The sequence below is a fragment of the Qipengyuania zhejiangensis genome (assembly GCF_035607565.1).
In the GTDB taxonomy this organism is placed as follows: Bacteria; Pseudomonadota; Alphaproteobacteria; order Sphingomonadales; family Sphingomonadaceae; genus Qipengyuania; species Qipengyuania zhejiangensis.
This window is the reverse complement of the sequence record NZ_JAYKGO010000003.1, coordinates 833,924-858,985: the sequence shown is the minus strand read 5'-3', so window position 1 is coordinate 858,985 and position 25,062 is coordinate 833,924. Positions and strand designations below refer to the sequence as shown.

The window sequence follows — 25,062 nt, the reverse complement described above, 5'->3', positions numbered from 1 at the left end:
TCGCGTTCAGCCATCGGAAAAACCGAGCGCCGTGAAATCGGCTGGCATGGGCGCGGCGGCATCGACCGGCGGTTTCCCGTCGCGTGGAATGGTGATCGCCGCAGCATGAAGCATGGTTCGGGCTGCGCCCTTGCCCCGCAATCCCTCCGCACCGTAAACCGGATCGCCGAGCAGGGGGATGCCGAGGCCCGCTTCGCAATGGATGCGAATCTGGTGCGTTCGACCGGTTTCGGGCCGGAATTCCACCAGGGCGCGTCCGTCCACCACCGTCACAAGCCGCCAATGGGTGATCGACGCCTTGCCCTTCTTCGCCGCGATCATGCGCCAGCCCTTTTCGGCGCTGCTGATCTTGGACAGGGAAAGTTCGATGATGCCTTCTTCGCCTTCGGGCACGCCGGCCAGAATGCCGAGGTAGCGTTTTTCGACCTTCCTTTCCTCGAAGCTTTTCGCGAAGCGCTTCAGGGATTTCGGATTGCGGGCAAGCAGGAGGCAGCCGCTGGTGTCGGTGTCGATCCGGTGCACCGGCACGGGGTCGCGCTGGAACCCCAGCCGAAGCTGTTCGAAATGTTCTTCCAGGCTGCGGCCGCCCTTGCGCGGGCGTTCGATCGGCAGACCGCCCGGCTTGTTGATCACCAGCGCTTCGCCATCCTCGAACAGGATCGGGATATCGGTCATTTTCTGAGTTCAGCTTTCATCATCAGCCGGAGGGAATTGCCGAGGAAAAAGCCCCGGTCGAGGTCCTCCACGGTCAGTTCGGCTTCGCGCGCTTCGCCGCTTTCGAGCAGCGTCTGGCGCAGGATGCCCGGCAACAGGCCGAGCGTGGCGGGCGGGGTCAGCAACACGCCATCGTCCCCGCGCACGAAGATATTGGTCACGCAGCCCTCGGTCACAAGGCCATCCTCCCGCACGAACAGCGCTTCGTGCGCACCATGGCGCCGGGCGGTGGCCTGGGCGTCTTCATAAAAACCGCGGTCGCTGGTCTTGTGGCGCAGGCGCCAGTCGCCGGGATCGACCGGTAGCGGCATGATGATCGCTTTTGCCGGATCGTCCCACGGGTCGGGCATATCCATCACTTCGAGCGCGATGGCGCCCTGCCGCGAAGCCAGCAGCCGCACCCGGCCCGGCTTTTCCAGGACGAAGCACAGCGCGTGAAGCTGGTTGCGCGCTTCGTGGCGGTCGAACGAAAAGCCCAACTCGGCCGCGCTTTCCTTCATGCGCGCAAGGTGCGCCTCGAGAGACGGAATACCGCCTTCGGGCATGAACCGCATGGTTTCGATAAGATCGAATTGCGCCGCGCGGTGATCGGGTGAACTCTTGCGGACGAAAGCCCCCTTCAGGATGGCCTCGCGCCATTCTGTGTGGGCTTCGCTGTCGGCCACGATGGCACCGCCCACGCCCAGCACGGCCTTGCCGCGCCCATTCTCTATTTCCGTAAGGCGAAGGGTGCGAATGGCGACGTTGAACGCCGCATCGCCGCTGGCATCGATCCGGCCGATGGCGCCGCAGTACGGGCCGCGCGGGTCCCGTTCGACCGCGTCGATAAGCTCCATCGCCCGGATCTTGGGCGCGCCGGTGATCGACCCGCACGGGAACAGCGCGCGCACCAGGTCGATCGCGCCGTGGCCATCCGCCAGTGTCGCGCGCACCGCGCTGACCATCTGGTGGACCGTGGGATAGCTTTCGATGGCAAAGGGATCGTCCACACGGACGCTGCCCGCCTGCGCGACGCGGGCGAGATCGTTCCGCATGAGGTCGACGATCATCAGGTTTTCCGCCCTGTCCTTCACCGAATCGGCCAGTTCGTCCCGCATCGCGCGATCCGCAACGGGATCGGCCACGCGCGGGCGGGTTCCCTTCATCGGTTTGGCCTTGGCTTCGTGCCCCTTGAGCGACACGAACAATTCCGGGCTGAGGCTGAGCAACCAGTGCGACCCGTCGAACACGACGCCGCCATACCCGGCCTGTGCGGACGGGCGCAGCGCCGCATAGAGACCCATCGGGTCGCCGGTGAAATTCCCGGCGAGCGGGAAGGTCAGATTGGCCTGGTAGATATCGCCGGCGCGGATCGCTTCCTGCAACCGGCCGAAAGCCTCGGCATAGCCGCCGGGCGAAAGCTGGGGTTCCAGCGGGCCGACACTGCCGGTGCCTTGCGCATGGGAAGAAAGCCATTCGGGCATGTCCGCTGCGGCAATGCGCTCCGACTCGTCGAACAGGCCGAGCCAGATCAGCGGCCCCGCCCCCCCGCTGCGTGCCGCGGTGAGACCCGCCAGCCTGGGTTCGAGCGCAAGGCCCGCCTCGTAGGCGATGTATCCGGCCAGTGTGCAGCCGTTCGCGCGCGCAGCATCCGCCCGGATCAGCACCTCTTCCACCTCGTCTGGGCGGTGCGCCACGAACACTTCGCGCGGCTGGGCGAACAGCAACGCGTCGGCGGCGCCGCTTTCGCGGGCATCATCGAGGAGGACGAAGGGATGCCGGTCGGCCATCGGCTCAAGCCTTTAACGCCCCTTACGCCTGTGTCGAGGGATAGCTTGACCATCGATGCGCCCGTGCGCCACACGGCAGCCACACCAACACAGCGGAACAGGCATGAGCATGGGCGAGATTTTCCTTGGATTGGGCGAAAACGGCGAGCGGCAGAAACTGCTGCTGGAACAGGCAAACCGGCACGGGCTGATCGCCGGCGCGACAGGCACCGGCAAGACGGTCACTCTGCAAGGCCTCGCCGAAAGTTTCTCTGCCAATGGCGTTCCGGTTTTCGTGGCCGATGTGAAGGGGGACCTTTCGGGCATTTCCATGGCCGGATCGCCCCAGTTCAAGCACGCGGACAAGCTGGAAGGGCGGGCAAAGGAACTCGGCATGGACGATTATGCCTATGCCGATAACGCCGCCGTCTTCTGGGATCTTTACGGGGAAAAAGGCTTCCCGATCCGGACCACGGTGTCCGAGATGGGGCCGCTTCTTCTGGCCCGCTTGCTGGACCTCAACGATACGCAGGAAGGCGTGCTCAACATCGTGTTCCGCCATGCGGACGATGAAGGGTTGCTGTTGCTCGACCTTGGCGATCTGCAATCCATGCTGGCCTTCACGGCAGAGAACGCCAAGGAACTGTCCGCCAAATACGGCAATGTTACGCGCGCCAGCGTGGGCACGATCCAGCGCCAGCTGCTCAGCTTCGAAAGCCAGGGCGCGGACATGTTCTTCGGCGAACCGGCGCTCGAAATCGACGATTTCCTGACCGTGGACGAACAGGGCCGCGGCGTGATCAATGTGCTGGTCGCGGATAAACTGATGCGCGGGCCCAAGCTTTACGCCACCTTCCTGCTGTGGCTGCTGGCCGAACTGTTCGAGACATTGCCCGAAGTGGGCGACCCGGAAAAACCCAAGCTGGTGTTCTTCTTCGATGAAGCCCACCTGCTGTTCGACGATGCGCCCGAAGCGCTGGAAGACAAGGTCGAACAGGTCGTGCGCCTGATCCGTTCGAAAGGCGTGGGCGTCTATTTCGTCACGCAGAACCCGATCGACATTCCCGAAAAAATCGCCGGCCAGTTGGGCAACCGCATCCAGCACGCGCTGCGCGCTTTTACCCCGCGCGACAAACGCGCCATCAAGGCGGCGGCTGAAACCTTCCGTATCAACCCCGATCTGGATGTCGAACAGGCGATCACCGAATTGAAGGTCGGCGAAGCGCTGGTATCGACGCTGAACGAAGATGGCGCGCCATCGGTGGTGCAACGCACGCTTATCAAGCCGCCGCATTCGCGCCTTGGCCCGGTGACCGACAAGGAACGGGCGATCATCAATTCGGTCAGCGCGATCGACGGGAAATACGATCAGGCCGTGGATCGCGAAAGCGCCGAAGAAGTGCTCGCGGCGAAAGCCGTGGACGCGGCCGAAACGGCGGCGGAAGTGGAAGAAGTGGGGCGCGAGGAAGTGGCCAAGCGCAGCCGCAAGACCACGTCCTTGTGGGAAAAGGCCGGCAAGGCCGCGATGGGCGCCGCCGCCAGCAGCGCCGCAACGGTCGTGGCCGCAAGGATCACGGGCCGAAAGTCCCGCGCGGACCCGATGAAGACCGCGGCAACATCGGCCGCCGGGACCATTGCGACCGGGTTCGGCGGCGCCATCGCGGGCCGCTTCGTGCGAAACCTGATCGGCGGATTGATGCGTTAAAGCGGGAGGCGGATGTCCGCCCGCAAGCCGCCTTCGGGACGGTTGGTCAGCACCAGGGTGCCCCCGTGCTGTTCGGCTACAGCGCGCGCAAGCGTCAGGCCCAGGCCCGCGCCGCCGGTTTCGCGATTTCGGCTCGCTTCGCCGCGGGTGAAAGGCTCCATCATGGCGGCGATGCGATCTTCGGGAATCCCCGGGCCATCGTCTTCCACCCGCAAGACCGCCTCGTGCCCGTCGCGCAGCACGGTAACCCGCGCCGCGCCTGCGTAACGCAGGGCATTGGTGACAAGGTTGCGCAGCCCGCGTTTTAGCCAGGTAAGCTGGACCGGCGCGGCCAGTCGGCCATGCGATTCCAAAGTCACGGGCTGGCCCAGATCCTCGAATTCCTCGACTACGGAGGCGGCCAGAGCGCCAAGCTCGGTCGGTTCGGGCGCGGAATTGCCGCGGCCCACCCGCGCCAGGATCAGAATTTCGTCCAGGGTCAGGGTGATTTCCTCGATGGTATCGGCCATCTTTCCGCGCGCCACTTCGTCTTCGACACTTTCGATCCGCACCCGCAGGGCGGAGAGCGGCGTTTTCAGATCATGCCCGATCGCGCCGAGCATTACGTCCTTTTCATCGAGCATGGAGCCGATCCGCGCCTGCATTGCGTTGTGCGCATCGATCAGCCTGCGGACGTCCTGGGGGCCGCTGGGGGTGAGCGGTTCTTCGGGCGCTCCGGCCCCCGAGAACCGCTGCGTCCTGTCGGCCAGCACCGCCAGCGGACGGGTAATGCGGCGCAGGACGAAATACAGCAGGCCGACAAGGACGAGGAACTGGATCAGCGTCTGGACCACAAGCGTGCGGCCGAACGCGCGGTCGCGTGGCGGCACGGCGATGCGGGCGATCTGCCACACCCGCTCGTCTTCGCGCCTGAGGCCGACAACCATCAGGTCGCGCGGCATTTCGCGCAATCGGCTGCGGGCTCTGGGAAAACTTTCGATAAGGTCGATCACCTGCGGATCGGACAGGAAAGGCCGCGTCGCGACGACGATTTCGTCTGCCGCAATCCCCTGTTGCGCCAGAATCGCACCAAGTTCGGTTTCTCGGCGTGAGCTGCGCTGATCGCCGGCCACCAGCGGGGTCGTGTCGCTTTCGCGATAGCGGATCTGGCGGGGCAGGCGCGGTCCGTCCGCACCCTGCCACCTGACCCGCGGTGGCCTCGTGCGGGCATCGCGGTTGCCATCGGCCATATCCGCGCGCCGGGACCCGGCAATCAGCTGGAACGCAGCGGCATGGAGAAGGGTGGCTTCGCGTCGCTGTTCCGCCGCGCGATAGAGCAGGGTGGCCGATATCGCCTGCGCGACCAGCAGCGCGACGGCCATCGCCAGCATGACCTGGCCAAGCAGGCTTTTCGGCAGGAAGCGCATCAGCCGTCCTCGCGTTGGACGCGCGTCACGTCGGCGCCGAAGCGGTAACCGCCGCCGCGCACCGTCTGGATGAATTGGGGGTTGCGGCTGTCTTCTTCGATCTTGCGGCGCAAGCGGCTTACCTGGTTGTCGACAGCCCGGTCGAAAAGTTGCGCTTCGCGGCCCTGCACGATGTCGAGCAGGCGGTCCCGGTCGAGAACCTGGCGCGGGTGTTCGCAAAAGGCGTGAAGCATCCGGAATTCGGCGGTCGAAATCGGGACAAGGTTGTCATCGGGATCGGTCAGGCGACGCTTGAGCGGATCGAGGTGCCACCCTTCGAAACGATAGTTCAGCTCTTCGCCCGGCGCATTCGCGGGACGATCCGCGCGGCGCAGGACCGAACGGATGCGCGCCACCAGTTCGCGCGGTTCGAAAGGTTTGGTGACGTAATCGTCCGCCCCGATTTCGAGGCCGATGATCCGGTCCATCGCTTCGCCCCTGGCGGTGAGGAGGATTACCGGAAGCCCACGGGTTTCGACCAGGTGGCGGCACAGGGAAAGGCCGTCTTCACCCGGCATCATGATGTCGAGCAGGACAAGGTCGGGCAGGTCCTGCGCCAGTCGGGTACGGGCTGCCGCGGCGCTTTCGGCCTCGTGCACGACGAACCCCTGGCGAGTAAGATACTCGGCCAGGGGTTCGCGAAGCGAGCGCTCGTCGTCGACGAGCAGGAGGGTGATGGGCGCGGGATCGGTCATGATATGTCTGTTCCCGCGCCTATCGTGTGGATCGCCCAAGGGGCAAGGGCCTTAGCGACGCTCGCCGCGGGTGCCCCGCTCGGCGCGCATCGCATCGCGTGCAGCCTTGCGTTCGTCCTGGGTCACCGATCCGTCGCCATTGGCGTCCATCGCGGTAAAGCGGGCGGCCAGTGCGGCACCGAATTCCGCACGGCTTACCGATCCGTCGCCATTGGCATCGGCCTTGGCCAGCATTGCATGGCCTCCGCGCTGGCCGTGGCCACCCCGCTTGCCGCGGCGGTCTTCGCCGCGTTGGCCGCGGGTTTCGTGCATCGCCTTGAGTTCGGCCTGCGACAGGCTGCCGTTGTTGTCGGTGTCGATCGCGGCGAAGCGTTCGGCCTGCCGTTCGCTGCGCTTTTCACTGCGCTGTTTGCGGGCTTCGTGCATCGCCGTCATTTCGGCCTGCGAAAGTTCGCCATCGCCATTGGTGTCGGCACGGGCGAACATTGCCTCACGCCGCTCGGCCCGGTCGGCAGCGTTGAGCACGCCATCGCCATTGGTGTCCATCTTGACGAACATTGCGTCGCCATGCGCCTTCATTTCGGCAGAAGCGATAACGCCGTCGCCGTTGCTGTCGGGGTTTGGCCGCTCGCCGCGCTGGTCGGCATAGGCTGCGCCGGCCCCGGCAAGGGCCGCGACGGCTGCGGTGAGGGTGAGTAGGGACTTGCGCATCTTCATTCTCCAGTTTCGTAGATCAGGAGAGCTGCGACGCACGAAGGTCGGGGGAGGGGGGAGGTCCTGCGCCCGCCGCAACTCATGTGATCCCTTCTAGAGGCGTAATGTCGCAGCATTATCGCGGATAACCGGCAATTTGTAACGCCTTGTAACGGCGGCGGACCTGCGTTCACCCGCCCGCAAGACCGCCGCAATGCCGTGCGCCAGTTCGGTCAGGCCACCTTGTCCATGAGGAAGGCGTTCAGCTTGTTTCCATCGGGATCGCGGAAATAGGCGGCGTAGAAGACCATTCCGTTTTCGTCCGGCTCGCCGCGTGGCCCGGGTGCGCCTTCGTCGGTGCCGCCATGCGCGATAGCAATATCGTACAGCCGCTGGACCTGGCCGCGATCCTTTGCCTCGATAGCCACCATTGTCCCGTTTCCGGCGGTGGCTTGGCCGCCATCGAAGGGTTTGGTCGCGGCGATACCGGGTGCGCCGCCCATTTCGCCCCAGGCGATGAAGGTATCGAATTCCATCATCCGCCCCACGCCCATTTCGGCGGCGATGGCATCATAGAATTGGGCGGCCCGTTCGAGATTGTTGGTCCCGAGGGTTACGTATCCGATCATGGCAATGCTCCTTTTCCAGCGACTCGCGAGAAGCAGAACATTACGTGAACGCGCAGCTTCCTACAAGGGCGCACACTGATCTTCGAGCCACGCCAGATCCGCACCCTCCAGCTGCGGGGCCAGGATGGCGCGGACCTGTTCATGATACCGGTTCCACCACCCCGTTTCCTGGTCGCTGAGCATGGAGGGTTCGACCAGCGTGCGGTCCAGCGGGACAAAGGTGAGCGTTTCGAAGCCGAGGTAATCGCCTTCGCTTTCAATCGGCGCGGGCACGACGAGGACGAGGTTTTCGATGCGGATGCCGTATTCGCCCGCCTTGTAATACCCCGGTTCGTTGGACAGGATCATGCCGGCACGAAGCGGCGTTTCGCTGCCCGGGAATGCGCCGCCGGGCTTGGAAATACGCTGCGGGCCTTCATGGACCGAAAGATAGCTGCCGACCCCGTGGCCGGTCCCGTGACCGTAATCGACCCCGCCCTGCCACAGATGCATCCGGGCCAGCGCATCCAGCGCGCCGCCGCTGGTGCCATCGGGAAAATACTGCATCGCAAGCTGGATGTGGCCCTTGAGCACGCGGGTGTTGCGCTCGACCATTTCCGCGCTCGGCTTGCCGGGGCCGACCCACACGGTGCGGGTGATATCGGTGGTGCCGTCGGCGTACTGGCCGCCCGAATCGACCAGATAGATGGACGAAGGGGGGATCGGGATATTGCTGTCCTCGTCCACCTTGTAGTGCGGCAGCGCGGCGTGGCCCGCTGCGGCGCTGATGGTGTCGAAGCTGACATCGCGCAGGATGCCGCATTCCTCGCGAAAGGCGCGCAACTTTGCCGCCGCCGCCAGTTCGTCGATCCCGCCCTTCGGCGCTTCGATCGACAGCCAGCGCAGGAACCGCACAACGGCCGCCCCGTCCCGGGCCTGCGCGTCGCGGTGGCCCTGCTGTTCGGCGGCGTTCTTGATTGCCTTGGGAAGAACGGTCGGATCGCCTTCGCGGACCACCTTCGCCCCGCCCGCCTCGAGCGTGTGGAAAATGCCCGCGACGGCGTGCTTGGGGTCCACGGCCACGGATTTGCCCGCCAGTCCGGCAAGCGCCGTCACGAATTCATCGCGCGGCCGCACGGTGACCGCGTTGCCGAGATGCTGCGAAAGTTCGGGGGTTACCTTTTCGGGGGCGATGAACAGATCCGCGGTCCCGTCCGCGCGGGCCACCACATACGACAGGGCGACCGGCGTGCTGTCCACATCGGTGCCGCGCATGTTGAGCAGCCAGGCCACCGAATCGAGCGCGCTGATCACGGCCGCATCATAGCCTTCGCGTTTCAGCCAATCCGCCACTTCGGCGCGTTTGTCCGCGCTGGACCGGCCCGCAAGCGCTTCGTCGTGCGGGGTTGCCGGGGCCAGCGAGGCTTGCGGCCGATCGTCCCAGATCGCATCGATCGGGTTGCCGTCGACCGGCACTAATTCGATGCCCTTCTTGGCGAACAGAGCCTGCGCCGTTTCGGACCAGTCGATCCCGTGAAGCCATGCGTCATAACCGATGCGCGCGCCGTTGGGTGCCTGCGCGGCGATCCATTGCGCCGGCGATGTGGCGGGCACATCTTCGTAATCGTAGAGCTTGCCGTCGACCTGTTCGCGAACCTGGACGGTATACCGGCCATCGGTGAACATCGCGGCGTGATCCTTCAGCACGACCGCGCTGCCGGCGCTGCCGCCGAACCCGGTCAGCCATTTCAGGCGCTGTGCGTAGGAGCCGACGTATTCGCTCATGTGTTCGTCGGAAATCGGGACAACGAAGCCATCCAGCCCCCGGCGCGCCAGTTCCTTGCGCAGGCCATCGAGGCGGGCTTCGTAGGTTTGCATCAACATGCGAAAATTCCTCTTGTCGGTGCCGATCGCCCTAACGGCAACGCGGCGCTTGCAGCGGTCGGTCCCGCCGCTTAGTCATCGCGCCATATTAGACACGGGCGGCGCAGGTTTCCACCTTTGTGCCGCTCAAGCCGGGTAATCGATGGCGTATATGCGACTGACTGCTTCCCGAGTGCTGCGATGCCAGCCCTTGCCCCGCCGATCACCGCCCAGACCACAGAAGGACAATTCGTGAGCCAACCCACTTCGCCGCCCAAGGCCGAACAGCGCGAACATTCCTCTTCGCATCACGGAATCACGATATCCGATCCCTACGCATGGCTGCGCGACCAGAGCTATCCGGTTGTCGACGACAAGGCGGTGCTCGACCATCTGGAGGCTGAAAACGCGTGGTTCGAAGCGCGGATGAAGCCCCACAAACAGCTGGTCGATACCCTGTTCGAAGAGATGAAGGCGCGGATCAAGGAAGACGATTCCACCGTTCCCCAGCGCCGCGGGGAATTCCTCTACTGGTCCGAATTCGAAGAGGGTGCGGAATACAGCAAGCATTACCGAAAGCCCCTGGCAGGGGGCCATCCGCAGCTCCTGCTCGACGAAAACGCTCTTGCCGAAGGGCACGAATATTTCCGCCTCGGTGCCTTTTCGGTGTCGAAGAACGGGCGCCTGCTGGCCTATTCGGCGGACACCAACGGATCCGAACGGTTCACCGCGCGGATCAAGGATCTCGAAACGGGGAACCTGTTGGCCGATGAGATTCCGGGAACCCTGTCGGGGCTGACCTGGGTCATCGGCGATACGGCCATCGTCTATGGCCTGGCCGACGAGAACTGGCGGGTGCGCGATGCCACCCTGCATGTGCTGGGCACCGCGATGGCGGACGATGTCACGCTCTACCGCGAGACGCAGGATGAAGGTTTCCGCGTGGGCGCGGGTCTTTCGGCGCAGGAAGACTGGCTGGTCATATCGACCGGTGACAACGAAACGAGCGAGATAAGGCTTGTGCCGGCCGACAGCCCGAGGGACGAGCCGATATTGGTGAAGCCCCGCAAGAAGGGTGTCGAATACGACGTCGATGTGCGGGAAGGGGTGTTGTGGATCCACACCAACGACGATCACGTCAATTTCCGGCTGGCCAACGCCAGCCTTGACCGACCGGGCGAATGGGACACGGTGATCTCCGGATCGGACGAATTCTATCTCGACGGGTTCGAACTGTTCAAGGACTTCTATGTCACCGAAGGGCGGCTCGCCGGTCTCGACCAGATACAGCTGCGATCCTATGCCGATCCGGCGCAGGTGAAGCCGATCGCCTTTGGCGAGGCGAGCTATACCACCGGACTGTCGGACAACCCCGAATACGATCAGGACACGCTGCGGCTCGACTATGAAAGCATGGTCACGCCGGATTCGGTCTATGACTATCACGTCGGGACCGGCGATCTGGAACTGCTCAAGCAGCAGGAAATCCCCAGCGGATACGATGCCAGCCTTTATGTGACCGAACGGCTCGAAATCGAAGCGCGGGACGGGACCATGGTCCCGGTCAGCGTGGTGATGCGCAAGGATCGCGATACGCTGAACGGGGGCGCTGGCGGGCCGCTGCATCTCTATGCCTATGGCGCTTATGGCTATGCGGTGCCGCCGGGCTTCTCGACCACTCGGCTGAGCCTGGTCGATCGCGGCTTTGCCTATGCCATCGCGCATATTCGCGGCGGGGATGATCTTGGCCGCAAATGGTACCTGCAAGGCAAGCTCAACGAACGGATGAATTCGTTCAACGATTTCGTCGATGTGGCGAAGGGGCTGATCGCAAAGGGGTATACGAGCAAGGGGCGCATCAGCATTTCCGGCGGATCAGCCGGGGGCGAACTGATGGGCGCGGTGGTGAACACCGATCCCGACCTGTGGGGCGCGGTGGTGGCGCATGTGCCGTTTGTCGACGTGCTCAACACCATGCTCGATGAAAACCTGCCGCTGACGCCGGGCGAATGGCCGGAATGGGGCAACCCGATACTGTCGAAGCAGGCGTTTGCCTTTATCCTCAGCTACAGCCCCTACGATCAGGTGATCGCCCAGGATTACCCGCCGATGCTGGTGACAGCCGGCCTGAACGACCCGCGCGTAACATATTGGGAGCCCGCCAAATGGGTCGCCCGGCTGCGCGAATTGAAAACCGACAGCAACGAATTGCTGCTCAAGACCAATATGGGCGCGGGTCATGGCGGCAAGTCGGGGCGGTTCACCTCGATCTACGAAACGGCGGAAGAAGTGGCTTTCATCCTGTGGCAAATGGGCAAGGCCGAGTGACGTCGCGGTTCGAGAAAACCTTCGCCGCCGGGCCTTCGCACATTGACGAACTGGGCCATGTGAACAACGCGGTGTGGGTCCAGTGGATACAGGATCTGGCGACCGCGCATTGGGATGCGGTGGCCCGATCGCAGGATCGTGACGCCTTCTTCTGGGTCGTGACGCGGCACGAGATCGATTACCGCGGCAACATCGGCGCCGGACAAAGCGTCACCGGCGAAACATGGATCGAAGGCGCGGGCCGCGGTGCCACGTCGATGCGGCGCGTCGATTTCCGCAACGCCGAAGGCAAGGTGATCGTATCGGCGGCCACTACCTGGGCGATGCTCGACCGCGCAACGCAGCGGCTGGTCCGCGTGAAACCCGACGTGCTTGCCCCGTTCGTCGGGGACTAGGCGGCCGCCTCTTCGCGTTCCTCGTTTTCCGGATCGAACAGTTCGAGAGCGTATTCGACGGTCCGGTTACGGCCCGCGCATTTCGCTTCGTACAGGAGCTGGTCGACGCGGGTGTAAAGCGTGGCGAAATCGATGCCGGCTTCGTGGGCGACGGGCGCGAAATCGAGAAAGCCCATGCTTGCGGTAACGGGCCGGTCGAGGCCCTCCATTTCGGCCAGCGTCCGGGCGGTGATGGCGCGTCGGCGCGCCTCGGCCCGTTTGGCCGCATCGGTTCCGCGCAGCAGCAGCAGGAATTCTTCCCCGCCGATCCGGAAAGCCAGCAGGTCGGGATCGCGCACGGCTTCCAGCGCGTCGGCGGTGCACCGCAGCACCGCATCGCCCACCGGGTGACCGTAGATGTCGTTTATCGCCTTGAAATGGTCGATATCGACCACGGCCATGGCATGGAAACCATCGTCGACAAGGTCGGGATACCGCGCTTCGAGCGCCCGCCGGTTGAGCAGGCCGGTCAGTTCGTCATGTTCGCTCAACGCTTCCAGGGTGCGCGCCTCGCTCACCGCCTTGTCGCGCTCCTGCTTGATCGCGATGAAGCGGTCTGCAACGGCAAGCGCGGTCGCCACGACTTCGAACAACAGGGCGAAATTCTGCGGCCAGGTTTCGTCGAACACGAATTGTGCGGGCAGCGTGAAGACGCTGACGATCTGGATCAGCACGATGAACGCAAACGGCGCGAGGCCCAGGATCAGATACGGCGCCGCGCGGCTGCCGCGCCGCCGGGCCGATGCGAGAACCGCGAAATAGCTCGACAGGATCACGAAATACGCCCCGAAATAGACGTGATCGATCCAGAAGCCGAACAGGCTCGGTCGGAAGGTGGTCAGCGCTCCGATTGCCAGTGTCAGGGCCGTGATGGAGACCAGGACGATACGTTGCCGCCCGCCCAGCGCGCCCTTTTCGATGAAATTGTAACCGAACAGGATGGTGGCCGCGACCATGAGGTCGAGGCTGAAATAGGTCACCATCAGCTCCATCTCGAGCGGTATGCTGATCATCAGCGGAACGAGCCCCGACAAGGCGGCGGTCTGCAGGAAGGCCATGACGCAGAACAGGGCGTGAAACAGCGGGAAGGGTTCGCGAAGCGCGCGGTAATAGCCGAGATCGAACACCATCGGCGCAATCAGCAACCCGCACAAAAGGGCCGCGATCAGGTGCGGCAGCCCCGCGATGATGGGAATGGTGGGTTCGGACATCAGGCGGGCGCCGACCAGCGCCTCCGGATAGTCCCCGCCATCGAGGGTCATGATCACCGCGACCGGGGTGGCGTCGATTTCGGGCAGTTCCACCATCGAATAAAGGTTGGATGCCCCCAGCTTGGTGTCGCCGAACGTGTAGCTTCGTGCCCGGCGGGTCCCGTCATCGCCGATGACCTCCACCGTCAGCCGGTCGAATTCGTGCCGGTCGAATTCCGCGTGGCGCGGTGCCGGTGCGCCAACCGGCCGGTCGCGCAAATCGTGGCGGATGAAATTGCGGGCTGCCTTCCAGTCGACTTCGCTGCCCGCGCACACCCACTTCGCCACGTCCGCCACGTCTGTCGTTAGGCTGCCCGAAGCATGGCATACGGATCCCGGCGCCACCGCGGTCTGCGCCGAAACCGGCGAGGCCACGAGCCAGAAACACGCCAGAAGCGCGGGCAGAACCCGCCGGATGAAACCGGTCAGGCAGGCGGAAGGGTGCAGTCCCATCCGACGGCCTTAAGGTAATGGACTTAAAGCAGGGTTACGAACCCCAGCGGATTATTTGCCCATTCAGGCAAGGACTTCCGAGACCGGGCGGTAGGCGTAGCCCAGCTCGCTGGCCACGGCCTCGTAAGTAACCTCGCCAGCGTGAACGTTGAGCCCTTCGGCAAGGTGCGGGTCGCGCCGCAGGGCTTCTTTCCAGCCCAGGTCTGCGATCTGCAACGCGTGGGGCAGCGTCACGTTGTTGAGCGCATAGGTGCTGGTTCGTGCGACGGCACCCGGCATGTTCGCCACGCAGTAATGGACGATGCCGTCCACCACGTAGGTCGGTTCGGCATGGGTGGTCGGCTTGCTGGTTTCAAAGCAACCGCCCTGATCGATGGCCACATCGACCAGCACCGCGCCCTTTTGCATGTCCTTGAGCATGTCGCGCGTAACCAGCTTGGGTGCGGCAGCGCCCGGGATCAGCACGGCGCCAATGACCAGATCGGCTTCGCAGACCGCGTCATGCAGATTGGCGACGTTGGAAAAGCGCGTCTTGGCGCGGCTTTCGAAATGGGTGCCGACGCGTTCGAGCACTTCGGGGCTGCGATCGAGAATGGTTACGTCGGCGCCAAGTCCGGCGGCCATCTGGGCCGCGTTGAAGCCGACCACACCGCCGCCGATCACCACGACCTTGCCCGGCATCACGCCCGGTACGCCGCCCAGCAGGACGCCGCGTCCGCCGTGCGCCTTTTCCAGCGCGGTGGCACCGGCCTGGACGCTCATTCGGCCCGCGACCTGGCTCATCGGTTTGAGCAACGGCAGCGTTCCGCCGGGTCCGGTGACCGTTTCGTATGCGATGGCGGTGACGCCGCTGGCCACCAGATCCTTCGTCTGTTCGGCATCGGGGGCAAGGTGAAGATAGGTGTAGAGGATCTGGCCTTCGCGCAGCTTTGCGCGTTCCACCGCCTGCGGTTCCTTGACCTTCACCACCATTTCGCATTCGGCGAAGATCGGGTCGGGCCCTGCAACGATCGTGGCACCGGCGGCGATGTACTGTTCGTCGCTGGCGTCGATGCCGCAGCCGGCTTCGGTTTCGATCCACACTTCGTGTCCGCGTGCGGTCAGCTCGCGCGCGCTTTCGGGCGTCAGGCCGACGCGGTATTCGTGGTTCTTGATTTCCCGGGGGCAGCCGATGCGCATGACACGAGTCTCCTTCTTGCCGCGCTCGTTACAAGTGAAACCACTCAGCCGCAAGACGAGAGGGGCGGCTCAGCCACCGCCCGCCCGCCGCGCCCGCCAGGCCTGAAAACGAAAAAGAGGGACGCGTCTTCGCAGGGCTCCGCCCGGTTGCGGCGGGCGGGCTATTGCGCGCGCGTGGTCCAGCTTGCACGGACGCTTTCCGCATTCGGCGTGACCTTGGTCGTTACCGATGATGCCTTCGCCGACAGTTTTTCCGCGATGTCCTGCGTGGCTGGCGCCGGACCCTCAAGCTCGACCCCGACCCCCGTCCGCGATGCCGCCCAGCCGATCAGGTCGAGCGCTTGTTCCGCGCTTTCCGATGGTGCCCCGTCTTCCAGGCCGAGCGACGGCAGGGCGGCCAGCGGTGGCCGCAATTCGATCTTCCAGCCGGGCGTATCGACGGCGATACGCGATTCAAGCTGGCGATATCCTGCCAGGGTCAGGCCCGGCAGCGGACGCGCGGTGGCTATGGCCCGCTGGTTCTCCCGGTCGACCAGCACGTCCTTGCGTTCGACCCCGGCTACCAGCGCCAGTCGCTGGGCGAGCGAGGAAATCTGACGCTCGGTCGCTTCGGCCTGTTCGCGGGCGCGGGCCTGGGCCAGCGCGGCCTGCTCTGCCGCGCCGGGATCGGTGCCCACCTGGAACTGGTCGATCGAAACACTCACCGCTTCGCCCAACCGCCGTTCGAGCGCACGGGCGACATCGGTGTTGGCGCTTGATGAAAACTCGGGCGTGAACACGCTTGCGGCAATGGTGACAGGTTCCGCATCCCAATTGACCACCGGCTGTTCCACCCGGGCCCGGGCGCTGAAGGCATCGGTGATTTCCTGGTTCACTATGCGCTGTCCGTTGGCTTCCCAGGCGATCTGCCGCAGGGAAAATCCCAGCGGAACGGCCAGCACCACGAATACGGTCACAATGACCAGCGACTGGAGGCGGCTCTGCCGTTCGGTCAGGCCGGTGCGATAGCCATAGATGCGGGCCATCACCGCGGCGGTCAGCGCAATGGTCACGAGGTTGGTGACGAACAGGCCCAACGCCCCGCCGAAGACGGTGCCGTTCATCGTCGCAAGGCCGAAGCCGACAACCGCCAGCGGCGGCATAAGGGCGGTGGCGATGGCGACGCCCACGATCGTGCCTTCGCGCCCGCGGATGACCGCGTAACCCCCCGCCATGGCGGAGAACAGGGCCACCAGCAGGTCGAACAGGTTTGGCCGTGTGCGTGCGGCGATTTCCTCGGTCACGGTTTGCAAGGGCGACGCGACGACAATGAGGGCGCAGAACAGGATCGCGAAGATGCTGCCGACCGCCAGCGCCTTGCCGCATCGCCGCAGCCAGTCCGCATCCCCCGTTGCCAGCGCGAAACCGAGGCCGATGATCGGGCTCATCAGGGGGGACAGCAACATGGCGCCAATCACCACAGCCGGCGATGACAGCAAGAGGCCGAGGATCGCGATGCCCGCGGACATGGCGGTCATGAAAATATAGCGGCTGGTCAGCAGCGATTCGCCGCGCACCCGCTCGATCGTGGCGGCATGGTCGGTCTGTTCGACCACCGATTCGCGCCACCACATGCGCAGTTCGGCAAACACCCGAAGAAGGGTGTACTTGCTGATCGGAGGACGCTTGCGTTCCGACGCTGGTTCTACGGCGATGTCGTCAGCCATTGCGATGGATATTCCCCGTCATCCACTTGAGCGGAGCAGGCTTAAAGCGGATTTCCATCGCGGTCACGGTAGATTTCCCTGCGCCCGACATGATTGGCCGGGCCGACAAGTCCATCCCCCTCCATCCGTTCGATCCACTTCGCAGCCGTGTTGTACCCCACGCCCATCTGGCGCTGTAACCAGCTTCCCGATGCCTTCTGGTTTTCGAACACGATCTGGCAGGCCTGGCGATACTTGCGTTCCTCAGGATTGTCCGAAGCGGTGAAGTCGTCTTCGAAATTGTACCCGCCGTCTTCGGGCTCCTCGGTCACGGCGTCGACATAGTCGGGCTTGCCCTGCGCGCGCCAGTGGTCGGCAACGCGTTCCACCTCTTCGTCCGACACGAAGGGGCCGTGCACCCGAACCATCGCGCCGGTGTTGGGCTTGTAGAGCATGTCGCCCTTGCCCAGCAGTTGTTCGGCACCCTGTTCGCCAAGGATCGTGCGGCTGTCGATGCGGCTGGTGACCTTGAAGCTGATGCGGGTTGGCAGGTTGGCCTTGATCACGCCGGTGATGACGTCGACCGACGGGCGCTGCGTGGCCATGATCAGGTGGATGCCGGCCGCACGGCTTTTCTGGCTGAGGCGCTGGATCAGCACTTCGATTTCCTTGCCAACCGTGACCATGAGATCGGCCAGTTCGTCGACGATCAGGACAATCAGCGGCAGCGGCGCGTAATCGAGCTGCTCTTCCTCGTACAGTTCCTCGCCCGTTTCGGGGTCGAAGCCGGTCTGCACCCGGCGGCCCAGCGGCTTGCCCTTCGCCTCGGCAGCGCGGAGCTTCTCGTTGAAACCTGTGATGTTGCGCGAATTGATGCTGCTCATCATCCGGTAACGCTTTTCCATTTCCTCGACCGCCCATTTCAGGGCGCGCACGGACTTGTGCGGTTCGGTAACCACCGGGCTGAGGAGATGGGGAATATCGTCATAGGTCTTGAGTTCGAGGACCTTGGGATCGATCAGGATCAGGCGGCATTCGTCGGGCGTGAAACGGTACAGCAGCGATAGAAGGATTGCGTTGAGGCCGACCGACTTGCCCGACCCGGTCGTGCCGGCAACCAGCAAGTGGGGCATGGCGGCAAGATCGGCGACGATCGGTTCGCCCCCGATATCCTTGCCCAGGATCATCGGCAGCGCCCCGCGCGAATCGACGAAAGCGGCGCTTCCGGCCAACTGCTTGTAACTGACCATCTGGCGATCGGCGTTGGGCAGTTCGATGCCGATCACGGTCTTGCCGGGGATGGGCGAGACGCGCGCGGAAATGGCGGACATGTTGCGCGCAATATCTTCCGCCAGCCCGACGACGCGGCTGGCCTTGATGCCGGGCGCAGGCTCGAGTTCGTACATCGTCACGACCGGACCGGCACGGACAGCGGTGATTTCACCCTTCACGTTGAAATCGTCGAGCACGTTTTCGAGCAGGCGCGCGTTGCGCTCCAGTGCCATCTTGTCGAGCTTGGGCGCGGTATTTTCCGGCACATCGTCAAGCAGATCGTGGCTGGGCAGCTGATAATTGGCGAACATGTCGCGCTGCTTGGCCTGGGCTGCGCGCGGCGTGGCGGGCGACGGCGCGGGATCGGCGATTTCAGGCGCCCGGCGCGGTTCGCCGAGCGTGACCTGTGCATCGGGTCCGTCATCGTCACCAACAGCTGCGGGCTTCACGCGCTTCGTGCGCCTCGATGTCACGGGCAGGTCCGTGTCGGTTTCCCGCGGGGTGCGTTTCAGGAATTCGGGAAGGGTCAGGAACTGCACCCAGTCGAGCGCGAAAACGCGTGTGACCAGCGCAATACCGCCGCCCGCCGCGACAAGCGCGAGAGCGAGAACGATCCAGCCGGATGCCGTCTCTCCGAACCGGTTGGCCACCGCTTCTATGCCGAGCGCGCCCAGTTGCCCGAACAGGCCGCCGAGCCCGGCGGGCAGGCTGCCGGTCGTGGGTTCGAAGATCAGCGCGAACACCGCGCCAAGGAGGACGACAGCGGCCAGGAGCATGGCGAACGGGCCCCACCAGCGGCCCGGAGTGACTTCCTCATCCTCGCGTTCGACGCCGGTCCACAGCCGCCGCGCCGAGATGTAGAGCAACGGAAGCAGCAGGATCGCCGGGATGCCAAGGAAATTGAGCACGCGTTCAGCAGCCCAGGCACCGCTTGCGCCCATCCAGTTGCCGACATCGGCCCCGCTGGCGGCGGTGGACGGGCTGGGGTCTGTCTGGGTATAGCTGGCCAGCGCCAGCGTAAGGAAAACCAGAACGGCAAACAGCACGCCTGCACCGGCCATATGGGTGGCGCGCCGGAAGGATCGGCGAAATGCCGCCCGCCAATCCGGTGCTGCGCCTGCGCGCGAGGCCATTAAAATTCCCCTGTTGAATCGAGAAAGCGCAGTATGAATCCTCGGGGACTCCGAGGTCAAGCGGCGTTCGATCAAACGAGTCCGTCGATCGCCCCCCAACGCGGCCAGTCGAGCTCCTGCGCACGGGCGCTGTTCATCCCGCCAAGGGCGATAACGGCTATGGGCGATTGTTGGGCCAGGACGTGAAAGCCATGAATCCCGAGTGTCGCGGCCCCGGGATGCGATGCGGTGGGAAACACCGGCGAAAGGAAAACGCCATCGGCGCCCCGGTCGGCCGCGGCCTGAATTTCGGCGCCGTCATGGGCGCTTGCAAGCCGGACCATGCCATCGGCACCGGCCAGGGCATCGGGCGCGCCATAGATACCGTCGGCGCCCCAGTCGCGGGCAAGCTGTGCGTCGCCGGACAGCACGATGCAGTGGTTCCTGCTTCGCGCAATCGCGGAGAGCGCCGCAAAACGCGCGCGACGTTGGGGCGCGGGCAGATGGTAGTGACGAAAGACGAAGCCCGAACCTTTCGGCAGGCGCACCAGCGCGTCTTCGAGGCCCGCGTCGTTGCGGGCATCGGACAAGAGCCACACGAGGGGCAGGGGCTGGTGCTGGTTCACAGGAACGTTATAGCGCGCAACCTATGGAAAAGGCAGACTCTCCCCTTCAGCAGGTTCAGGCGAACATCGCCAAGGCCTGCAAGATTGCCCGGCGCGATCCGGGTGACGTGACCTTGATCGCGGTCAGCAAGACCCGTTCGGCCGGGGCGATCACCCCGCTCCTGATCGAAGGTCAGCGCCATTTTGGTGAAAACCGCGTGCAGGAAGCGCAGGAAAAATGGCCCGCGCTGCGTGACGAACACCCTGCCGTGCAGCTTCACCTCATCGGGCAGCTCCAGTCGAACAAGGCCGAAGACGCGGTGCGCCTGTTCGATGCGATCCACTCGCTCGACCGGCCCAGTCTGGTCACCGCGCTTGCCAAGGCGTTCGACAAGGTGGGGCGGCAGGTGCCGTGTTTCGTCCAGGTCGATGTGGGCGACGAGCCGCAGAAGGGCGGCTGCCCGGTGGCCGAACTGCCCGCCTTGCTCGAAAACGCGCGCGGCGCCGGTATACCCCTGGCCGGTTTGATGTGCATTCCGCCCGCCGATATCGAACCCGCACCGTTTTTCGCCTTCCTCGACACGCTGGCGCGCGACCACGGGCTGGTAGGGCGCAGCATGGGAATGAGCGGGGATTACGAAACGGCGATCCGGCTGGGCGCGACCCATGTCCGCGTTGGAACCGCCCTGTTCGGCGAACGCGACACATAATCCTGCACGCAGGTCAGGCGTTTTCGAGGCGTTCCTGCATCGCGTCGCTCGCCGCTTCGATCAGCTTGGCTTCGAGACGGTTCATCCGGTCCCCCGCTTCCAGCTTGTGCCCCGTCAGGTCGGTGACATAAAATGTATCCGCCGCACGCTCGCCGTAGTTGGTGATGTGCGCGGAATGGACCACCAGACGGCTTTCGAACAGCACACGGGCCAGCCTGTTGAGCAGCGCCGGCCGGTCGCGGGCGTTGACCTCTATCACGGTGAAGCGGTTCGATGCCTTGTTGTCGAACAGCACCCGCGGGCTGACATCGAAGGCCCGGGCACGGCTGTGGGCCAGCGGGCGCTGGGCGAGGCGCGGCGCCAGGTCGATCCTGTTGGCCAGCGCATCGGCAATGCTTTTCTTCAGCCGCTCGATCTGGCCGTCTTCCGCAAACGGCGCACCGTGCGGGTCCTGCACCAGGAAATTGTCGATCGCCCAGCCCTGCCGCGTCGTGTGGATGCGCGCATCGATGATGTTGCCGCCTGCAAGGTGGATGCCGCCGGCGATGCGATAGAACAGGCCCGGGTGATCGGCGGCGATCACCGTTACCAGCATGGCCCCGCGCGCCTCGTAATATTCGCAGTGCACCGACAGATCGTGCTCAAGGCTGCGCGCGGCATCGTAATGGACCAGGTTGAGGGCAATGATGTCGACAGGTTCGGCGATCCAGTAGGCTTCGCCCATGGTGGCCGCCAGCTGGTCGACCAGCGCAGCCTTATCCCCCAGCATTCCGGCAACCTGTTCCTTCTTTGCCGCAATCGTGCGCTCGCGGCCCTGACGCATGTGGCCCAGCCGCAGGCGTTCGGTCGCGGTGTCGTAAAGTTCGCCCAGAAGCTGGCCCTTCCAGCTGTTCCAGGTGCCCGGCCCGACCGCGCGAATATCCACCGCGGTGAGGATGGCGAGATGGCGCAGGCGTTCCGCGCTCTGCACATGCCCGACGAAATCCTCGATCGTCTTGGGGTCGGTCAGATCGCGTTTCTGCGCCGTGTGGCTCATCAGAAGGTGGTTGAGCACCAGCCATGCCACCAGGTCGGTCTCGCTGTCGGTCAGGCCGAAGCGCGGACACAATTCGCGCGCCACTTCGGCGCCCAGAACCGAATGATCGCCGCCGCGGCCCTTGGCGATATCGTGCAGCAGCGCCGCGACATAGGCGACACGGCGCGAATTGACCTTGTGGATCAGGCGGGTTGCGCGCGGATGGTCTTCCGCCAGTTCACCCTTCTCGATCGTGTTGAGCAGTCCGATGGCGCGGATCGTGTGTTCGTCCACCGTATAGTGGTGGTACATGTCGAACTGCATCTGCGCGTTGACCTTGCCGAAATCGGGCACGAATTTCCCGAATACGCCGGCTTCGTTCATCCAGCGCAGCACCATTTCGGGGTCGTTGCGGCCGCACAGGAGGTCGAGGAACAGGGCGTTCGCCCGGGCATCCTTGCGTATGGCGTTGTCGATCAGGCCGCTGTCGCGATCGGCCTGGCGCATGGTGTCGGGATGAATTTCCAGCCCCTCGGCCTCAGCGATCTGGAATATCTCGACCAGCCTGACCGGGTCCTTGCGAAACCAGTCGTCGGTCGGTGCGGCGATCTTGCCGCCGAAAACGCGGTATCCCTTGAGGATGCGGGCGCGTTGTTTCCAGCCGGCGAAAAAGCCCGACTTGGCGCTCTTGGCGGCGAATTGTTCGTCGATATGCGCCAGGAACACGCCGGTCAGCGATCCGACGCGGCGGGCGTGCAGGAAGTAAAGCTGCATGAACCGTTCGACCGAGCTTTTGCCGGGCCGTTCGGCGAAATTCATCCGTTCGGCGATGCGGCGCTGCATGTCGAACGTCAGCCTGTCTTCGGCCCGCCCGGTCAGGACGTGGAGATGGCAGCGCACCGCCAGCAGGAAATTTTCCGCCCGGCGGAAACTGCGGTACTCGGCCGGCGTAAACAGGCCCACGTCGACCAATTCGGCGGCCGAGCGGACGCGGTGAATGAACTTGCCGATCCAGTAGAGCGTGTGCAGGTCGCGCAGGCCGCCCTTGCCGTCTTTCAGATTGGGTTCGACCACATAGCGGCTGTCGCCCATGCGTTTGTGCCGGGCGTTTCGCTCGGCCAGCTTTTCGGTGACGAAATTGCGTTCGTTGCCGCGCACGACTTCGGCCTGGTAGCGGCGCGAACCTTCGTCGAACAGCTCCTGGTCGCCCCAGACGTAGCGCCCTTCGAGCAGCGCGGTACGAATGGTCAGGTCTTCTTTCGACAGCCGCAGGGCTTCGTCCATCGTGCGCGTGGAATGGCCGACCTTGAGGCCGAGATCCCACATCAGGTAGAGCATGGCCTCCACCACCTGTTCGCACCACGGGGTCCGTTTCCCGCCGACAAGGAACGCGATGTCCACGTCGGAATGCGGTGCCATTTCGGCCCGGCCATACCCACCGACCGCCATCACGGCGAGCCGTTCGGCCTTCGACCGGTTGGCCGAAGGGTAGATGTGCTGGGTCGCGTGGTCGTGGATCACGCGCACGAGCTGGTCGATCAGGAAGGACTGCCCGCCTGCACACTCGTGCCCGGCGGACGGCTTGGCCTCAAGCCGCCGGGCAAGTTCGGCCCGACCGCTGTCGAGCGCCGCCTTGAGCGCGGCCACGACATGCGGGCGTGCCTTGTCGCCGTATTCCCCGACCAGCGCCTCGATCGTTGCGGCGAGTTCGCGGCGGTCGATGATCGCGCGCTGTGCGGGGATACGGATGCGGTTCAAGCGGGGAGATGCTCCTTGGCGAAGGTCGCCTTGACAGTACGCTTGTCGACCTTCTGCGTGCCCAGGCGGGGCAACTGGTCCTCGCTCTGCCACAGCAGCGACGGGATCTTGAAGGGGGCGATATGCTCCCTCAGGAACGCCGTCAGATCTTCAGGCGTCAGGGTCTTGCCGGGGTGGACGTAATAAACCGCCGCGGGCACTTCGCCCATCCGTTCGTCGGGCAGGCCGAACACGCTGCATTCAGCCACATCGGGATGGGCATAGATTGCCTCTTCCACTTCGATGCAGGCGATATTCTCGCCGCCGCGAATGATGATGTCCTTCTTGCGGTCGACGATGAACAGGTAACCGTCCGCGTCAAGGTAACCGAGGTCGCCGGTGCGGAAATACCCGTCGTCGGTATAGGCGGCGTCGGTTGCTTCCTCGTTCTTCCAATAGCCCAGGAAATTGCAGACCGAGCGGATTGACACTTCGCCCACCTTGCCCGTTGGCAGGGCGTTGCCGTCATCATCGAGGATCGCAAGATCGACCAGCGGCTTGGAAGCCATCCCGGTGGAACCCGGCTTGGCCATGTAGTTTTCGTTCAGATTGCCGCAGCCGACGCCGTTGGTTTCGGTCAGGCCGTAGCCGAGCAGCGGGAAGCCCTCGGGGAACGCTTCCTTGATCTTGGTGACATGTTCGGGCGGGCGCGGCGCACCGCCAGCAGCAAAGCTCTTGCATTGCGACAGGTCGAACTTGTCCCGTTCGGGGTGGGTCGCCAGCTCGTAGCTCATCAGCGGAACGCCGACGAAATAGGTCACCTTCTCCTCGTCCAGCAGACGCAGGGCCTCTCCGGCATCCCACTTGGGCATCAGCACCAGCTTGCGGCCGATCGCCAGGCTCTGGAGGAAAACCGGCACTTCGCCGGTGACATGGAACAGCGGCACGCTGACGAGGGCGCTCGGCTGAACGGTGGGCGCTTCGCCCTTTTCGGTCAGCAGGCCCAGGATCATCGCGGTCTGCGCGACGTAATTCATCACGCCCGACACAACGCCAAGGTGGTCCGAATAGGCGCCCTTCGGGTGCCCGGTGGACCCCGAGGTGTAGAGGATCGTGGCAAGGTCCTGCGGCCCGATTTCGCCGAGCATCCTCATTGCCGTGTCGCCTTCGGCCCAGATCGGCGCCAGGCCTTCTTCGGGCAGGCCATGATCGAACACGACCAGCTTGGCCGGATGGTCGACCCCGTCGAGGCGCGCGGCACGCTGCGGATCGGCAAGGACCAGCGAACATTCGCACAGCTCGATGCCGTAGGCGAGTTCCTCGCCCGTCCACCAGCCGTTGAGCAGGGTGGCGCAGCCGCCCGCCATCAGCGTGCCCATGTAGGCAAGGATCCAGTTGATCGAATTGCGCGCCGCAATGCCGACCCGGTCGCCCTTTTTCAGGCCGTGAACCGTCGCCAGGCCATGCGCGACCCGGGATGCACCGGCGTATATCTCGCCGAAGGTCATCCGCTGGTCACCGTCCACGATGAAGACGGTGTCCTTATGTTCGTTGCAGAAGTGCGCAAAATAATGCGCCAGGCTTGGTGGGGCGTTCTTGAACGCCGGCATCATCACGCCGCGCCGCTCGATGTCGATTGTCTCGAACATCTGGCCTGGGGCGGTGACAGCGGCGGTAAAACGATTGATGTCCTTGTCGAGTTGTGTGGGCATCGGTCCTCTCGAATCCTCTCCAATTCAGGCGTGCGGCTTCGCTTTCGAAGCCCGCGCATGTGCTACGGCTCGACGCAGGCTTTCCCCAAATCCCCTGCT

At 64.4% G+C, this 25,062-nt stretch carries 18 protein-coding genes; 4 read left to right on the top strand and 14 right to left on the bottom strand.

The window, feature by feature from the left end; all coding sequences use genetic code 11:
• Positions 1–6: 6 nt before the first annotated feature.
• Both VR863_RS11850 and pabB read right to left on the bottom strand, forming a co-directional pair.
• Complete coding sequence (locus tag VR863_RS11850; protein WP_324828672.1) at positions 7–675, bottom strand: RluA family pseudouridine synthase; 669 nt, start codon at positions 673–675, stop codon at positions 7–9.
• Complete coding sequence (gene pabB, locus VR863_RS11845; RefSeq protein ID WP_324828671.1) at positions 672–2,483, bottom strand: aminodeoxychorismate synthase component I; 1,812 nt, start codon at positions 2,481–2,483, stop codon at positions 672–674. Before pabB ends, VR863_RS11850 begins: the two co-directional genes overlap by 4 nt.
• A gap of 109 nt (positions 2,484–2,592) precedes the next feature.
• Between pabB and VR863_RS11840 the strand changes: the two genes are divergently transcribed.
• Positions 2,593–4,167, top strand: coding sequence for a helicase HerA-like domain-containing protein (locus VR863_RS11840; RefSeq protein WP_324828670.1), 1,575 nt, complete (start codon positions 2,593–2,595; stop codon positions 4,165–4,167).
• On the opposite strand, the gene VR863_RS11835 is transcribed toward VR863_RS11840, so the two are convergent.
• The 5 genes from VR863_RS11835 to VR863_RS11815 all read right to left on the bottom strand — a co-directional run bounded on the left by VR863_RS11835 (position 4,164) and on the right by VR863_RS11815 (position 9,492).
• A complete protein-coding gene (locus tag VR863_RS11835) occupies positions 4,164–5,573 on the bottom strand; it encodes an ATP-binding protein (protein ID WP_324828669.1) in 1,410 nt (469 codons plus the stop codon). The two genes, VR863_RS11840 and VR863_RS11835, sit on opposite strands and share 4 nt — an antisense overlap.
• Entirely contained in the window at positions 5,573–6,307 is a 735-nt protein-coding gene (locus tag VR863_RS11830; RefSeq protein ID WP_324828667.1) for a response regulator, read from the bottom strand. The genes VR863_RS11835 and VR863_RS11830 overlap by 1 nt, the downstream gene beginning before the upstream one ends.
• Positions 6,308–6,358: 51 nt before the next feature.
• Positions 6,359–7,018, bottom strand: a complete 660-nt coding sequence (locus VR863_RS11825) for an EF-hand domain-containing protein (RefSeq protein ID WP_324828666.1) — start codon at positions 7,016–7,018, stop codon at positions 6,359–6,361.
• Positions 7,019–7,233: 215 nt separating this feature from the next.
• Positions 7,234–7,629: a VOC family protein gene (locus tag VR863_RS11820; protein ID WP_324828665.1), complete on the bottom strand. Its 396-nt coding sequence runs from the start codon at positions 7,627–7,629 to the stop codon at positions 7,234–7,236.
• Between the two features lie 60 nt (positions 7,630–7,689).
• Complete coding sequence (locus VR863_RS11815) at positions 7,690–9,492, bottom strand: aminopeptidase P family protein (protein ID WP_324828664.1); 1,803 nt, start codon at positions 9,490–9,492, stop codon at positions 7,690–7,692.
• A gap of 180 nt (positions 9,493–9,672) precedes the next feature.
• Here VR863_RS11815 and VR863_RS11810 point away from each other — a divergent pair, with 180 nt between their 5' ends.
• A complete protein-coding gene (locus VR863_RS11810; RefSeq protein WP_324828663.1) occupies positions 9,673–11,799 on the top strand; it encodes a S9 family peptidase in 2,127 nt (708 codons plus the stop codon).
• Positions 11,796–12,194, top strand: a complete 399-nt coding sequence (locus VR863_RS11805; RefSeq protein ID WP_324828662.1) for an acyl-CoA thioesterase — start codon at positions 11,796–11,798, stop codon at positions 12,192–12,194. Before VR863_RS11810 ends, VR863_RS11805 begins: the two co-directional genes overlap by 4 nt.
• Here VR863_RS11805 and VR863_RS11800 read toward each other — a convergent pair.
• The 5 genes from VR863_RS11800 to VR863_RS11780 all read right to left on the bottom strand — a co-directional run bounded on the left by VR863_RS11800 (position 12,191) and on the right by VR863_RS11780 (position 19,810).
• Positions 12,191–13,936 carry a sensor domain-containing diguanylate cyclase gene (locus VR863_RS11800; protein WP_324828661.1) on the bottom strand — a complete coding sequence of 582 codons (1,746 nt, stop codon included), beginning with the start codon at positions 13,934–13,936 and terminating at the stop codon, positions 12,191–12,193. The two genes, VR863_RS11805 and VR863_RS11800, sit on opposite strands and share 4 nt — an antisense overlap.
• 63 nt (positions 13,937–13,999) lie before the next feature.
• Positions 14,000–15,115 (bottom strand): alanine dehydrogenase, encoded by a 1,116-nt coding sequence (gene ald / locus VR863_RS11795; protein WP_324828660.1) that lies wholly within the window; start codon positions 15,113–15,115, stop codon positions 14,000–14,002.
• Positions 15,116–15,276: 161 nt separating this feature from the next.
• On the bottom strand, positions 15,277–16,821 hold the full coding sequence (locus VR863_RS11790) for a DUF389 domain-containing protein (RefSeq protein ID WP_324828659.1): 1,545 nt from the start codon (positions 16,819–16,821) through the stop codon (positions 15,277–15,279).
• A gap of 41 nt (positions 16,822–16,862) precedes the next feature.
• The gene (locus VR863_RS11785) at positions 16,863–19,205 is read right to left on the bottom strand and encodes an FtsK/SpoIIIE family DNA translocase (protein ID WP_324828658.1); all 2,343 of its coding nucleotides are present in this window, start codon (positions 19,203–19,205) and stop codon (positions 16,863–16,865) included.
• Positions 19,206–19,276: 71 nt separating this feature from the next.
• The gene (locus VR863_RS11780; protein WP_324828657.1) at positions 19,277–19,810 is read right to left on the bottom strand and encodes a thiamine phosphate synthase; all 534 of its coding nucleotides are present in this window, start codon (positions 19,808–19,810) and stop codon (positions 19,277–19,279) included.
• A 23-nt stretch (positions 19,811–19,833) separates the two neighbouring features.
• Here VR863_RS11780 and VR863_RS11775 point away from each other — a divergent pair, with 23 nt between their 5' ends.
• Positions 19,834–20,499 (top strand): YggS family pyridoxal phosphate-dependent enzyme, encoded by a 666-nt coding sequence (locus VR863_RS11775; RefSeq protein ID WP_324828656.1) that lies wholly within the window; start codon positions 19,834–19,836, stop codon positions 20,497–20,499.
• A gap of 13 nt (positions 20,500–20,512) precedes the next feature.
• On the opposite strand, the gene VR863_RS11770 is transcribed toward VR863_RS11775, so the two are convergent.
• Entirely contained in the window at positions 20,513–23,272 is a 2,760-nt protein-coding gene (locus VR863_RS11770) for a [protein-PII] uridylyltransferase (protein WP_324828655.1), read from the bottom strand.
• Positions 23,269–24,963 (bottom strand): class I adenylate-forming enzyme family protein, encoded by a 1,695-nt coding sequence (locus VR863_RS11765; RefSeq protein ID WP_324828654.1) that lies wholly within the window; start codon positions 24,961–24,963, stop codon positions 23,269–23,271. Before VR863_RS11765 ends, VR863_RS11770 begins: the two co-directional genes overlap by 4 nt.
• Positions 24,964–25,062: the final 99 nt, after the last annotated feature.

Coding starts and splice junctions, on each gene's coding strand:
- VR863_RS11850 (WP_324828672.1), bottom strand. CDS start 675: ATGACCGATATCCCGATCCTGTTCGAGGATGGCGAAGCGCTGGTGATC.
- pabB (WP_324828671.1), bottom strand. CDS start 2,483: ATGGCCGACCGGCATCCCTTCGTCCTCCTCGATGATGCCCGCGAAAGC.
- VR863_RS11840 (WP_324828670.1), top strand. CDS start 2,593: ATGGGCGAGATTTTCCTTGGATTGGGCGAAAACGGCGAGCGGCAGAAA.
- VR863_RS11835 (WP_324828669.1), bottom strand. CDS start 5,573: ATGCGCTTCCTGCCGAAAAGCCTGCTTGGCCAGGTCATGCTGGCGATG.
- VR863_RS11830 (WP_324828667.1), bottom strand. CDS start 6,307: ATGACCGATCCCGCGCCCATCACCCTCCTGCTCGTCGACGACGAGCGC.
- VR863_RS11825 (WP_324828666.1), bottom strand. CDS start 7,018: ATGCGCAAGTCCCTACTCACCCTCACCGCAGCCGTCGCGGCCCTTGCC.
- VR863_RS11820 (WP_324828665.1), bottom strand. CDS start 7,629: ATGATCGGATACGTAACCCTCGGGACCAACAATCTCGAACGGGCCGCC.
- VR863_RS11815 (WP_324828664.1), bottom strand. CDS start 9,492: ATGTTGATGCAAACCTACGAAGCCCGCCTCGATGGCCTGCGCAAGGAA.
- VR863_RS11810 (WP_324828663.1), top strand. CDS start 9,673: ATGCCAGCCCTTGCCCCGCCGATCACCGCCCAGACCACAGAAGGACAA.
- VR863_RS11800 (WP_324828661.1), bottom strand. CDS start 13,936: ATGGGACTGCACCCTTCCGCCTGCCTGACCGGTTTCATCCGGCGGGTT.
- ald (WP_324828660.1), bottom strand. CDS start 15,115: ATGCGCATCGGCTGCCCCCGGGAAATCAAGAACCACGAATACCGCGTC.
- VR863_RS11790 (WP_324828659.1), bottom strand. CDS start 16,821: ATGGCTGACGACATCGCCGTAGAACCAGCGTCGGAACGCAAGCGTCCT.
- VR863_RS11785 (WP_324828658.1), bottom strand. CDS start 19,205: ATGGCCTCGCGCGCAGGCGCAGCACCGGATTGGCGGGCGGCATTTCGC.
- VR863_RS11775 (WP_324828656.1), top strand. CDS start 19,834: ATGGAAAAGGCAGACTCTCCCCTTCAGCAGGTTCAGGCGAACATCGCC.
- VR863_RS11765 (WP_324828654.1), bottom strand. CDS start 24,963: ATGCCCACACAACTCGACAAGGACATCAATCGTTTTACCGCCGCTGTC.